This is a genomic window from Parahoeflea halophila (assembly GCF_900220985.1).
GTDB lineage: Bacteria > Pseudomonadota > Alphaproteobacteria > Rhizobiales > Rhizobiaceae > Hoeflea > Hoeflea halophila.
Window position 1 is genome coordinate 359,536 of record NZ_OCPC01000002.1, and the last position, 12,513, is coordinate 372,048.

General features: G+C 60.2%; 16 protein-coding genes. 9 read left to right on the forward strand and 7 right to left on the reverse strand.

Annotated features, from left to right (window positions below; all coding sequences use genetic code 11):
- Positions 1-9: 9 nt before the first annotated feature.
- From CRO46_RS09115 to dnaQ, 4 genes are read left to right on the forward strand one after another with little or no spacing between them, the layout of a single operon-like run.
- Positions 10-603, forward strand: a complete 594-nt coding sequence (locus tag CRO46_RS09115) for a Maf-like protein (RefSeq protein ID WP_097107128.1) — start codon at positions 10-12, stop codon at positions 601-603.
- Positions 596-1,453: a shikimate dehydrogenase gene (locus tag CRO46_RS09120; protein WP_097107130.1), complete on the forward strand. Its 858-nt coding sequence runs from the start codon at positions 596-598 to the stop codon at positions 1,451-1,453. The genes CRO46_RS09115 and CRO46_RS09120 overlap by 8 nt, the downstream gene beginning before the upstream one ends.
- Positions 1,450-2,049 carry a dephospho-CoA kinase gene (gene coaE, locus CRO46_RS09125; RefSeq protein WP_097107132.1) on the forward strand — a complete coding sequence of 200 codons (600 nt, stop codon included), beginning with the start codon at positions 1,450-1,452 and terminating at the stop codon, positions 2,047-2,049. Before CRO46_RS09120 ends, coaE begins: the two co-directional genes overlap by 4 nt.
- Positions 2,050-2,754 (forward strand): DNA polymerase III subunit epsilon, encoded by a 705-nt coding sequence (gene dnaQ, locus CRO46_RS09130; protein WP_097107134.1) that lies wholly within the window; start codon positions 2,050-2,052, stop codon positions 2,752-2,754. It begins immediately after the preceding gene.
- Positions 2,755-2,945: 191 nt separating this feature from the next.
- Here the strand turns inward: dnaQ and secB are convergent, their stop codons facing one another.
- Positions 2,946-3,461 (reverse strand): protein-export chaperone SecB, encoded by a 516-nt coding sequence (gene secB, locus CRO46_RS09135; RefSeq protein WP_097107136.1) that lies wholly within the window; start codon positions 3,459-3,461, stop codon positions 2,946-2,948.
- A 79-nt stretch (positions 3,462-3,540) separates the two neighbouring features.
- Positions 3,541-4,077 carry an FxsA family protein gene (locus tag CRO46_RS09140; RefSeq protein ID WP_097107138.1) on the reverse strand — a complete coding sequence of 179 codons (537 nt, stop codon included), beginning with the start codon at positions 4,075-4,077 and terminating at the stop codon, positions 3,541-3,543.
- A gap of 132 nt (positions 4,078-4,209) precedes the next feature.
- Between CRO46_RS09140 and CRO46_RS09145 the strand changes: the two genes are divergently transcribed.
- From CRO46_RS09145 to CRO46_RS09160, 4 genes are read left to right on the forward strand one after another with little or no spacing between them, the layout of a single operon-like run.
- Entirely contained in the window at positions 4,210-4,917 is a 708-nt protein-coding gene (locus CRO46_RS09145) for a Tim44/TimA family putative adaptor protein (RefSeq protein WP_097107139.1), read from the forward strand.
- Positions 4,917-6,041, forward strand: a complete 1,125-nt coding sequence (gene mltA, locus CRO46_RS09150; protein ID WP_097107140.1) for a murein transglycosylase A — start codon at positions 4,917-4,919, stop codon at positions 6,039-6,041. The genes CRO46_RS09145 and mltA overlap by 1 nt, the downstream gene beginning before the upstream one ends.
- Positions 6,031-6,582, forward strand: coding sequence for a Smr/MutS family protein (locus CRO46_RS09155; RefSeq protein ID WP_097107141.1), 552 nt, complete (start codon positions 6,031-6,033; stop codon positions 6,580-6,582). Before mltA ends, CRO46_RS09155 begins: the two co-directional genes overlap by 11 nt.
- Entirely contained in the window at positions 6,579-6,992 is a 414-nt protein-coding gene (locus CRO46_RS09160) for a helix-turn-helix domain-containing protein (protein WP_097107143.1), read from the forward strand. Before CRO46_RS09155 ends, CRO46_RS09160 begins: the two co-directional genes overlap by 4 nt.
- A 48-nt stretch (positions 6,993-7,040) precedes the next feature.
- Here CRO46_RS09160 and CRO46_RS09165 read toward each other — a convergent pair whose 3' ends face one another.
- The 5 genes from CRO46_RS09165 to hslV all read right to left on the reverse strand — a co-directional run bounded on the left by CRO46_RS09165 (position 7,041) and on the right by hslV (position 11,699).
- Positions 7,041-7,991 (reverse strand): DUF1402 family protein, encoded by a 951-nt coding sequence (locus CRO46_RS09165; protein ID WP_097107686.1) that lies wholly within the window; start codon positions 7,989-7,991, stop codon positions 7,041-7,043.
- Positions 7,992-8,116: 125 nt separating this feature from the next.
- Positions 8,117-9,424 carry an ATP-dependent protease ATPase subunit HslU gene (hslU, locus tag CRO46_RS09170; RefSeq protein ID WP_097107144.1) on the reverse strand — a complete coding sequence of 436 codons (1,308 nt, stop codon included), beginning with the start codon at positions 9,422-9,424 and terminating at the stop codon, positions 8,117-8,119.
- A 7-nt stretch (positions 9,425-9,431) separates the two neighbouring features.
- Positions 9,432-10,592 carry a hypothetical protein gene (locus CRO46_RS09175; RefSeq protein ID WP_097107145.1) on the reverse strand — a complete coding sequence of 387 codons (1,161 nt, stop codon included), beginning with the start codon at positions 10,590-10,592 and terminating at the stop codon, positions 9,432-9,434.
- Positions 10,589-11,152 carry a GNAT family N-acetyltransferase gene (locus tag CRO46_RS09180; RefSeq protein WP_244577834.1) on the reverse strand — a complete coding sequence of 188 codons (564 nt, stop codon included), beginning with the start codon at positions 11,150-11,152 and terminating at the stop codon, positions 10,589-10,591. The genes CRO46_RS09175 and CRO46_RS09180 overlap by 4 nt, the downstream gene beginning before the upstream one ends.
- Complete coding sequence (gene hslV / locus CRO46_RS09185) at positions 11,139-11,699, reverse strand: ATP-dependent protease subunit HslV (protein ID WP_097107147.1); 561 nt, start codon at positions 11,697-11,699, stop codon at positions 11,139-11,141. Before hslV ends, CRO46_RS09180 begins: the two co-directional genes overlap by 14 nt.
- Positions 11,700-11,889: 190 nt before the next feature.
- Between hslV and hisB the strand changes: the two genes are divergently transcribed.
- On the forward strand, positions 11,890-12,498 hold the full coding sequence (gene hisB / locus CRO46_RS09190) for an imidazoleglycerol-phosphate dehydratase HisB (RefSeq protein ID WP_097107148.1): 609 nt from the start codon (positions 11,890-11,892) through the stop codon (positions 12,496-12,498).
- Positions 12,499-12,513 lie beyond the last annotated feature (15 nt).

A 12,513-nucleotide genomic window follows, 5' to 3' on the forward strand; every position in this document is an offset into this window, starting at 1 on the left:
GAGACATCCATGACCACGCGCCTCGTGCTTGCATCGGCAAGCCCTTTCAGAAAAGCCCTGCTTGAAAATGCCGGCCTGAGTTTCGACGTGGAACCCGCGCATATCGACGAACGCGCTGTGGAAGCACCGCTTGGGGACCTGAACCCGGAAGATGTCGCCACCATCCTGGCCGAAGCCAAGGCCCAGGAGGTCTCGGAACGAAAACCCGGCGCAATCGTCATTGGTTCGGACCAGACATTGTCGCTTGACGGCACCATTCATCACAAACCCGCCAACATGGATGAAGCCCGGCGTCGGATTCTCGCACTTTCCGGCAAGACCCATGAGCTCAACAGCGCGATTGTCCTGGCAAAAGACGGTGAAACCATCTGGCGGCACATGTCGGTCGCACGGATGACCATGCGTGATCTCGATCCGGCCTTCGTCGGCCGCCATCTGTCAAATGTCGGGGATAGGGCACTGTTTTCCGTCGGCGCCTACCAGTTTGAAGGCGAGGGTATCCAGCTGTTCGAGCGGATCGAAGGGGATTACTTCACCATCATTGGCCTGCCCTTGCTGCCCTTGCTGGCAAAACTCAGGGAGCTGGGCGCCATCGATGGCTGAACCGGACTCCCACCGGCCGCGCGCTTTCGTCATCGGCCACCCGATCGGCCATTCCCGTTCACCGCTAATCCATGGCTATTGGCTCAGGCAGGCCGGAATTGAAGGCAGCTATGAAGCGATAGACGTTGCGCCGGATGATCTGCCAGCCTTCATTTCGGCTCTCCGGGACGGCTCCTCCGGGTTTTGCGGCGGCAATGTCACCATTCCGCACAAGGAAGCGGTTCTGGATCTGGTGGATGATGTTGACGAGACTGCGCGCCGGATCGGAGCAGCCAACACGCTCTGGTGTGAAGATGGGCGGGTGAAGGCCGGCAACACAGATTCCTATGGCTTCACCGCCAATCTCGATGTACAGGCCCCGGGCTGGGATAGGGGCAAGTCCGCCGTGATCCTTGGTGCTGGCGGCGCCAGCCGTGCTGTCATCCATGCCTTGCTGGCGCGCGGTCTTGAAACGATCCAGGTCGTCAACCGCACCGAAGCCCGCGCCCGGATACTGGCGGAGGTGTTTGGGCCACGGGTCACGGCTCACCGGAGCGAACAGCTTTCGAATTGCATCCAGGGAGCTGATCTGTTCGTGAACACAACCTCTCTGGGCATGGGTGGAAGCGAGATTCCCGATATCGATTTTACCGTCATGGCGGACAATGCCCTGGTCACGGACATTGTTTACATTCCGCTGGAAACACCCATGCTCGCCTTGGCCCGGCAGCACGGCCTGCGCACGGTGGACGGTCTGGGAATGCTTTTGCACCAGGCAGTGCCGGGATTTGCCCGGTGGTTTGGTTTGACACCAGAGGTCTCGCCGGAGCTTAGGCAAATGATTGTTGCCGATATGGAATCGCATTCATGATCAAGATCGGTCTCACCGGCTCTATCGGTATGGGAAAATCGACCACGTCGGACATGTTCAAGGCACTGGGCATGCCCGTGATCAGCGCCGATGAGACGGTTCATCAGCTCTACAGCGGTCAAGCAGCGGCCCTGATCGAAGCCGCCTTTCCGGGAACTGCTCCCGATGGCGTGGTCGACCGCGAGGCCTTGTCCCAACACCTGATGGCCAGGCCCGATGACTTCAAGCGGCTTGAGGCGATTATCCATCCGCTGGTGCGGGCCCGTGAGCAGGAGTTTCTCGATCAGGCGACCGCCCGCGGGGAGCCGATGGTTCTGCTCGACATTCCGCTGCTGTTCGAGACCGGAACCACCGACCGTGTGGATGTCATCGTCGTGGTCAGCTGCGCAGCGGAAATCCAGCGGCAACGGGTGATGGCGCGGCCGGGCATGACGGCGGAGAAATTCGAAGCCATCCTGTCGCGGCAGACACCCGACGCGGAAAAGCGTAAACGTGCCGATTATGTCATCGACACCGGGCAGGGGCTTGCGTCGGCCCGGAACCAGGTCGCAGAGATCGTTGCCGAATTGTCCAACACCTTAATCAGGGGCGAATGAATGCGCGAGATCGTATTCGATACCGAAACCACCGGCCTGGACAACCAGGCCGACCGGATCATTGAAATCGGCTGCATCGAGCTCGAAAACCAGTTTCCGACTGGCCGGACACTGCACCTGTTTATCAACCCCGATGGCCGCAAGGTCCATCCCGATGCGCTTGCCGTGCATGGAATCACCGACGCGTTTCTGGCCGACAAGCCGGTCTTTGCCGAAGTGGCGCAGGAAATCGTCTCTTTTTTTGATGGCGCGAAGTATGTCGCCCACAATGCGTCCTTCGACATGGGCTTCCTCAACACCGAATATCAAAGAGTAGGCGTTCCAGTGGTGGCCGCCGAACGGGTGATTGACACCTTGTCGCTGGCGCGGCGACGGCATCCGATGGGTCCGAACAGTCTCGATGCGCTGTGCCGCCGCTATGGCATCGACAACTCGCACCGGACGAAACACGGCGCGCTTCTCGATGCGGAACTGCTGACCGACGTCTATATCGAGATGCTGGGTGGCCGCCAGGCGGCTCTTGGCCTGTCGTCCAGGCAAGACAACGCGGCCAGTCGGTCTGCGGATGATGAGGTGGTGGTCATTGGACAACGTCCACGGCCGTTGCCGCAGCGCGTGACCGATGCCGAACTCAAGGCTCACGCCGCGTTGATCGATCGCATCGGAGACGATGCAATCTGGCGCAAGGTTCAGGGCGGCAACTGACCCATCCCTTGCCGAACAACTCGGCGCTGCGCATGTCGCGTTCAAATGAATTCATTTGAACGAGAACCTACATCCACCATTTCGAAAGACTACAGCGGCCTTTACGCATCCGATCGGATACGTGGCGCTGTAGAAATGCAAAAGCCGCCCGAAGGCGGCTATCACATGGGCTGGTCGATTGACCGCGGGTCTCAGTTGGCGTTGTTGGCAACCTGAGCCTTGGTGTTTTCTTCGGCCATGCGCTGCTGGAACATCTGTGCAAAATCGATCGGGTCGATCAGCAGCGGTGGGAAGCCGCCATTGCGTGTGGCATCGGCAATGATCTGACGGGCAAACGGGAACAGCATCCGCGGGCATTCGATGAACAACAGCGGCAGCATGTGTTCCTGCGGGAAGTTGGCAACCCGGAAGACACCGCCATAGGTCAGTTCGACATTGAAGACCACGCTTTCGCCGGACTTGGCCTGGGCGTTCATCGTCAGCACGACGTCGAATTCGGATTCGCTCAACGGGTTGGCGTTGACGTTGACATTGATGTTGATTTCCGGAGCCTTCTCGCGTGGGCCGAGTGACTTTGGTGCGCCTGGATTCTCAAACGAGAGATCCTTGATATACTGGGCGAGAATGTTGAGTGTCGGTGCTGGTCCGTTGCCCTGGCCTTCAGGTTTTGCTGCTGCTTCGCCTTTGCCGGTCGTATCTTTTGCCATCTGGCTCTTCCCTGTTTTCATCCGCCAAAGCGGTCATTCGGTAAATTGTCGGGGTTTGGCTAGCATTTCGGCTTCTCGCTTACAACCCGTTTGAGCCGCCCCCGCCCTTCTTGCCGGGCCCCTGCAGGCGCTCGTCATCAGCCGACCAGGGAGAAGATGGGTCGGGATTGCGCTGAAACTCGTTTTCATCAAGGTCAACCACGCCATCGTCAGCCCGACGGTGACCGCCTCCCTGCCCAAACCCGCTGGACATGGTCTGAACGACGATCCTGTCTTTCACAGACCGCCACACCAGGTCGCGAATCGCGGGAACAAACAGCAAGAAGCCGAGACTGTCGGTGACGAAGCCGGGGGTCAGTAGCAACACGCCGGCGACCAGGATCATCACTCCGTGAACCAGTTCGCGACCCGGAACCCGGTTTGCCCGGATCTCGGTGTTGATCCGGTTGAACAAGCCCATTCCCTGCCATCTGAGCAGCAAGCTGCCGATAATTGCGGTGAGAAGAACCATCCCGAGGGTCGCCCAGACCCCGATCTGTCCGCCAATGAGGACAAATGCCGCGATCTCGGCCAGCGGCACGAAGAGAAGCAGGAACGGGATCAGCGAGAAACGCATGGTGATTTATCCGAGGTCAGGTCCGGCCTGTTCGTACAGACAATGACAAATAGAATGATGCGACCCTTTGATTGATGGGCCTGAGAGGATTATATGCATCCTGAATGATGATGTAACCGAAAGAAGGCGGGAATGGGTTCCTTTGATTTTGTGACGTTCTTCTTTTTCGTGGCGGCTGTGATCATTTTCATCCAGCTGAGGTCCGTACTCGGCAAGCGGACAGGTCACGAACAACGCCCGCCGCAGGATCAGATGGCGCGTCGCGACGATGCCCGGGCGGCGGAAGGCATGGACGATCCAAAGGTTGTGACCTTGCCGCGGCGTGGCCGGGAGAATGCCGAGCCGGACATGTTTGCCGCCGTTGATGCCTATGCCGAACCCGGTTCTGAGCTGAACCAGGGCCTGCGTGAAGTGGTGACGGCAGACCCCTCTTTCGCGCCCAGGGATTTCATCGGAGGCGCCACTGCAGCCTACGAGATGATCGTCACAGCCTATGCGGAAGGAGACCGCAAGACCCTCAAGGGCCTGTTGTCGCGCGAGGTCTATGAGGGCTTTGTCGCCGCCATCGATGAACGTGAGGCGCGCGGCGAAACCGTCCGCTCGAATTTCGTCGGCATCGAGAAAGCGGCGATCATCCAGGCCGAAATGAAAGGTCCGGAGGCCAATATCACGTTGCGGATCATGAGCCAGCTGATTTCAGCGACGCTCGACAAGGATGGCGAAGTGGTTGAAGGCGATCTTGTCGAGGTTGCCGATGTCAATGATGTCTGGACCTTCGCCCGCGACACGCGGTCTCGCGATCCCAACTGGCGTCTGATCGCGACGGAAGCCGATCAGTAATGGAACTGTCGCTGCGGCGGGAAGATTTCTCTGAGCTTCCCGGCTGGGCAGATGACAGGCCGGCGGCAGCCTTTGCCGCCTTTCGCCGCTCGGCCGGCTTCGCGACGAAAAGCAAGCCCTATCGTTCTGGGTCTCTTGGCCTCAATCACGAGGACTTCGGGCCCGCCTTCGCAGCAGCGCTTGCCGAACCGGTCCCCGAATCCGGCTATCCACCCGAGAGCCGGGCGCGTTCATTCTTCGAAACATGGTTCCGGCCGGTGGCGATCGGTCCGGATGAAAACACAGGACTTGTAACCGGCTATTATGAGCCGGAGGTTGAGGTTAGCGAGCGTGTCGAATCCGGCTATCGATTTCCGTTCCTGCGCAAACCGCCTAATTTGTTAAAGGTTCCGGATCCGGACAACCCGCCCGCCGGCATTCCCGCCGATTACGCCTTCATGCTCGATGATCTGACCTGTTGTCCCGACCGGCAGGCCATTGAATGTGGTGCGTTTGACGGACAGGGTCTCGAGATAGCCTTTGCCAAATCCCGAACTGATGTGTTTTTCGCCCATGTCCAAGGCTGCGCCCGGTTGCGGTTCCCGGATGGGCGGGTGGAGCGAATCACCTATGCGGCCAAGAGCGGGCATCCCTTCACCGGCATCGGCGGCTTGCTGGTCAAGCGCGGAGAAATAGCCGCCGGCAACATTTCGATGGCGAGCATCCGGAAGTGGCTTGCCGACCATCCTGACCAGGCTGACGGACTGATGTGGGAGAACCGCTCCTTCATCTTTTTCGAGAACGCCGCGGTTGAGAACGATTATCTTGGCCCGGTTGCGGCCGCCAAGGTGCCGCTTGAACCCGGCCGTTCACTCGCCGTCGACAAGCGCATTCATACATTCGGTACGCCGATCTTTGTCAACGCGCCCGGGCTTCAGGATTTCGACGAACCACGGCCATTTGCCCGGCTTATGATTGCCCAGGACACCGGAACTGCCATTGTCGGGCCGGCACGGGGGGATCTTTTTGCCGGGTGTGGGTTCGAAGCCGGGGAAAAGGCCGGCTCGATCAAGGCTGCGGCGAGATTTGTCATTCTGGCTCCGGCTGGTTCGGACCTGGCGCGGCGGGCTGGGCATGAGCGCTGACAAATCAAAACTGAGCCACGAGGACCGGATTATCTGGGCCCGCGTCGCGCGGACCGTCGATCCTTTCCCGGGAAAGAAAATTCCCGAAGACGACTGGTTCGCCGTCGAGACTCCGGCTAACGAAAAGCTATCGCCTCCGTCCAGGCCGGTAAGGCCGGTGACACCCGGTCCCGCAGTCAAGCCGGCCGTCAGGCAGCAACCGCATCCGATCGAAAAGCCGGTCATTCGCAAGCTTGCCCGCGGGCGGCTGCCGATCGACGGCCGGATCGATCTGCATGGCCTGACCCAGAGCGAAGCTCACAATCTGCTGTTCGGTTTCCTGGCCCGGGCCCATGAGCGCGGGCTTCGGCACGTCCTGGTCATCACCGGTAAAGGGGCCTCGCGTGGCAGCGAAGGCGCGCTCAAGCGGGTCGTGCCTGTCTGGCTGGCGAAGCCGGAATTCCGGTTCCTGATCTCCGGCTATGAGGATGCCGCAAGGGGGCACGGCGGCGAGGGTGCGCTCTACATCCGCTTGCGCCGCGAAAAGGCGAGCCCGCGATGACACCGTTCGGCGAGGCGATCCGGCGCTTGCGTGCCGAACGCGGTATTACCCAGCGCCAGATGGCTGAGGCGATCGGCGTTTCACCGGCCTATCTCTCGGCTCTGGAACATGGAAACCGGTCCGGGCCGAGCTGGGAATTCCTGCAGCGTGTGATCGGTTATTTCAACATCATCTGGGACGAAGCCGAGGAATTGCAGATGCTCGCAGGCCTGTCGCGGCCGAAGGTCACGATCGACACGTCGGGACTCGAGCCGAAAGCCACCGGGCTTGCCAACAAACTCGCAGCGGTCTTTCGCCAGCTGGACGTGGAGACGCTGGAGCAGATTGAAGCCTTGATTGACGCTAGCCAGAGTTCGCGCAAGGCGGAGGTTGAACCGGGGGCCGATGGTCTGCAGGAGTCTGACAGTTAAAGCGGCAGAACAGAGGCCCGGAGGCGCTGAGGCCCAGGGGCAATGTCATCATTGCCCGATGATTTCGCGCAACTCGTCTTCATGCTCGTTGACCAGCCAACCGTAGTAGTTTTCAATCGGCGGCTTCGGCTTCAGGCCGCGTTTCTTGCGCTTGGCGTTCTCGGCGGCGAGGGCCTTTGCCCTGCGCGATGCATTGCCGACATTGTACAATGTTGCGGTGATGCCGGGGTTCTTGGAGATGTCGAATCCGGCTAAATTCTTGTAGGCGTCAATGGAATCGGCTATCGACGCTGCCATGTAGGCAAGCGTGGAATCCGGCTCCATGATGGCCTTGTAAACGTCCGCTGCGTCACCCGCATCGAGTTTTCTCAGCCGCGAAACCTTGTTGACCCGGTCCGTGTGCTTCAATGCAGTGAGCGGGTTGAGCTGACCAAGGCCGAAGGTCTGGCCGGCATAGAAGGGTTGAAAGAACACTGCGCCAAAGCGATCATCCGGGTAGGACCTGTCGCCGACCGTCTTGCCGCGAAAGGCGTCCTCCCACACCTCCTCGCGGCAGGTCCAGAGCTCTTCGGATCCTGCATCCTCGTCACAATCCTCAAACTCCGGGCGCTTGACGAATTCGACAACACTCTCGCCGTCATGTTCAAACTGGAACCGGTTGCCGGCATAGGAAACCGCCTTGACGTAATAGGTCTGCAGCCGGTCATAGGCATCGACATTGTAGGTATGCTCGCCGACCAGTGCGCCGACGATATGGATCGGATCAATCTTGTAGGCCTTGGAGACGGATACGATCTTCCCCCGCAGCTTGGCGTCCTCGGCGATAAGATCGCGAATTTTCTCGTACTTGGCGTCAAAGGTTGATTTGGTTGCCTGGGTCCGGCGCTTGGAGGCACCGGGAATGGCGGGCTGCTCGGCATTGCGATTGCCCTTGGCCACGGTTTCGGCCGAGTAGGCGGCCGGGGCCCATGCCAGGCCCAAGCTGCATGCGAATGTCATCGCGATCACGGCATTGAGCTTGCTGCTGGGCACAATCAGTTTCCTCTTCGGCACGCCACCGGTTCTCCGCCAGAACACGGTTTTGTTTCACATCCTGCTTGCCATGCGTCATCCGCGACCGCGGCTCAGAGTATGAATCGCGACAGGTCGGTATTCTGCGCAAGGTCGCCAACGTGTTCCCGGACATAGTCCGAATCAATCGTGATTGTCGAGCCCGGCTGGTCTGGTGCAGTGAAAGAAATCTCGTCGAGAACCCGCTCCATCACGGTCTGCAGACGCCGCGCGCCGATATTCTCGATGCTTGAATTGAGATGCACCGCCACCTCTGCCAGCGCGTCGATCGCGTCCTCGGTAAACTCGAGCGTGAGATCTTCTGTCGCCATCAAGGCCACATATTGCTTGATCAAACTGGCTTCGGTCTCGGTCAGGATGCGCCGGAAGTCTTCTCTTTCCAAGGCCCGAAGCTCAACCCGGATCGGCAAGCGGCCCTGCAATTCCGGCAGCAGGTCGGATGGTTTGGACACGTGAAACGCGCCGGAAGCGATAAACAAAATGTGATCGGTCTTCACCGGCCCGTATTTGGTCGCCACCGTAGTGCCCTCGACAAGCGGCAACAGGTCGCGCTGTACGCCTTCGCGCGAAACTCCGGCACCGGTTCCGCCTTCGCGGCTGGCGATCTTGTCGATCTCGTCGATGAAGACAATGCCGTCATCCTGCGCGGACTGCAGAGCCTCCTGGTGAATTTGTTCCATGTCGAGGAGCTTGTCGGATTCATCATTGAGCAGTGAATCATGCGAGTCGCGCACCGTGGTCTTGACCTTTCGGGTGCGTCCGCCCATCGCCTTGCCGAACAAATCGCCGAGATTGAGCACGCCGACATTGCCGCCCTGCATTCCGGGCAGTTCGAACTGCGGCATGCCGGCAGAGGTGTCGGCGACCTCGATTTCGATTTCCTTGTCGTCGAGCAGGCCTTCGCGCAGCTTCTTGCGGAACGAGTCGCGGGTCGCGGGCGATGCGGTGTTGCCGACCAGCGCATCGAGCACCCGTTCCTCGGCATTCAGCTTTGCCTTGGCTTCGACCTCGCTGCGCTTGCGTTCGCGCACCAGCGTGATGCCCACTTCCACCAGATCGCGGATAATCTGCTCGACATCGCGACCGACATAGCCGACTTCGGTGAACTTGGTAGCTTCCACCTTTACGAACGGCGCTCCGGCCAGCCTGGCAAGGCGACGGGAAATCTCGGTCTTGCCGACGCCGGTCGGTCCGATCATCAGGATGTTTTTCGGCATTACCTCTTCGCGCAGCAGCCCCTCGAGTTTCTGACGACGCCAGCGGTTCCTGAGCGCGATCGCAACGGCACGCTTGGCGTCGCTCTGGCCGATGATGAACCGGTCGAGTTCGGTGACGGTTTCGCGGGGGGAGAAATTGCTCATGTCGGGATCATGCCTTTATCGGAGGGAGTCTGTTAAGCAGCGATGTGGGAAGCAGCGGCCGGATAATCAAGCTGCGGATTCGCTGCCAGCCGGCGCCGAACAGGATGACGAGCGCACCGATGCTGAGCAGAATCAGCGCAAATGGGGGAATCCCGGTGGAGTTTGCGGTACCGCTGACGAGATAGTAGATGCCGATCGAACCGAAATAGGCCAGCGTCGGCGCGAGCAGCGAACGGCGGTCGATCGCCAGCGCGATGAGCACAAATGCGACCATCATCAGGCCCAGCAACACACCAGCGCCAGCTTCCGGCTCGATACGGCCGCCGAAACCCTCCTGACCCGTGGCCAGGATGAACAGCGGGTGCACCAGCAGCGGCGCCGACACCACGTGCAGCCAGAAGGCACAATCAGACCAGACTGTCTGGCGCTCGCGGTCATGCAGGTCGAGTGCGACCGCCACGGCAAAGATCACCACGCCGCAAATCAGTGGAATTACCAGCGCGGTCGACACAACATCCGCCAACTGCTCGCCAGCCGGCGCAACGATCGAACCGCTGACCATCCGGTCGTAGGTCACCAGCACCGCCGCAAGAAAGGCCAGGCCGGTGGCTGCTACGGCCGCGACGCCCGCCAGCACGGGCACTTTGAACCTGAGGAAATAGAGAGCCGATGCGGCAATCAACCCACCGGACAGGATAAGACCGATCATCACCGCATCATCTCGGAGTGCGAACATCGCAACCGGATTCACGCCAGCGTCAATCCCGAAACGCGTGGCGATGAAGTCAGTCAGGATCACGGCTACCGAAGCGCTGAACACCAGCGCCAGCAGCGTGCTCGACAACCGCATCCGCTTCTGCCGGGTGACAATCTCGGCGACAGCCCAGCTCGCTGCGCCCAACAAGCCTGCAAGCGCCACGTCATTGTCGGGAAGCAGGGCCTGAAGCGCAAACAGCGCGCCGGAGAACAGAAGCACAATTCCGACCGTGACAAAGATGTCGTTGCCGCCGCCCACCAGCCGCATCTGGTCGTCAACCGACAGGGGGCCGGCTTCCGGCGAAACCCGGGACGTTGGCTCTCCGGCGGCGAGGGCGACCAGCGCCTGTTTTTGTTCAAAATTGAGAATGCCCGCGGAGACCGCACGATCAAGCGTCGCTTCGTCAATCATTGGTCTACCCCGTTCTGATCCGCTGTGCCGTCGGGTGCATATCTCATGATCAGTGTTTCATCCTGGCCCGATGATTCACGTGAAACAATCCATTTTCTGAATCCCGCCTTCTCGTAAGCGCGAATGGCGCGACGATTTTTGACGGACGGGTCTATCAGGATTGTCGTGTGACCCTCGGCCCTGAGCCTCTCAACAAAAAGCCGCACCACTGTAGAGCCCAGCCCGCGTGACAGCTGAGTTTCCGAACCGATGCCAATGTCGACGCCGACACTGTCAGCCGGAACCTCGGAGATCCACGGGGCTTCGCTGAGCCACGGTTCCTTGAGATGATCGGCGATGAACCAGACCTGGATGTAACCGGCCGGCATGCCGTCAAGCAGGAACAGGAATGGCTTCGTCGAGTCTCTGCCCTCGACCATATCGCAGATATATCCCAGTTCGGAGGCAGGATCGCCCCACCATTCTTGCCAGTGCGGGCTCTCGAGCCAGCCTCTGAGCAACGGGTAATCATCCTGAGTGACCGGCCGGAAGCCGATCCGGGCGGCCTCAATCGAGCTCAAGGGTTTCGATCACGATATTGGAATTGGTGTACACACAAATGTCACCGGCAATTTCCATCGCCCGCCGCGCAACCTCTTCCGCGGTCTTGTCGCTGTCCATCAGCGCCCGGGCCGCGGCAAAGGCATAGTTTCCACCCGATCCGATCGCCATGGTGCCGTGTTCGGGTTCCAGCACGTCGCCATTGCCGGTGATCGCCAGCGTCACTGACTTGTCCGCCACCAGCATCATCGCCTCGAGTTTTCTCAGGTAACGGTCGGTGCGCCAGTCCTTGGCCAGCTCCACCGCCGCCCGGGTCAGCTGGCCGGGATATTGTTCGAGCTTGGCTTCAAGCCGTTCCAGAAGCGTGAACGCGTCAGCCGTCGCGCCGGCGAATCCGGCAATCACGTCATTGTCCTTGCCGATACGGCGCACCTTTCGCGCGTTGCCTTTCATCACCGTCTGGCCAAGGCTGACCTGGCCGTCACCGGCCATGACCACCTGGGAGCCCTTGCGCACGGTGATGATGGTGGTTGCATGCATGTCGCCAAAGGGGTTGTGCTCGCCCATGGGGCATCCTTTCCTGCAAGCGGCGCAAAAAGCCGCGGGTCTGATGAGGTCAGCCCTATGTAAGTCTCTGCTCGGGGAATGCAAATCCGGTACATGCCCCGGCCACGCGTGCTCTGGCGGCAAAGCCGTTCTGGATATTTCGAGTGCGGGCTGATATTGAGCGCTCGACTGTACCGTTTGGAGACCACAGATGGCCACCACCGAAACCGGGCGTAGCGCTGCCGTTGCCCGCAAGACCAACGAAACCGATATATCCGTGTCCGTGTCTGTCGATGGCACCGGAGCCGGAAACATCTCGACCGGCGTTGGCTTTTTCGATCACATGCTCGAGCAGCTGTCGCGCCATTCGCTGATCGACATGGACGTCAAGACCAAGGGCGATCTGCACATCGATGACCATCACACGGTGGAAGACACCGGCATCGCCATCGGTCAGGCACTGGCCAAGGCTCTGGGCGACCGCAAGGGCATCAACCGCTATGCGTCGCTTGATCTCGCCATGGACGAAACCCTGACCCGCGCCGCGATCGATATCTCCGGCCGGCCCTTCCTGGTCTGGGACGTCGATTTCAGCGCACCGAAGATCGGCACGTTCGATACCGAGCTGGTCCGGGAGTTCTTCCAGGCGCTGGCCCAGCATGGCGGCATCACCCTGCATGTCGCCAATATCTACGGAGCCAACAATCATCATATCGCCGAGACCTGCTTCAAGGCGGTGGCCCGCGTTCTGCGCGTCGCCTGTGAAGTTGATCCACGCCAGAAGGACCGCATTCCCTCGACCAAGGGATCGCTGGCCTGAGCCGTTTTGGGCCCG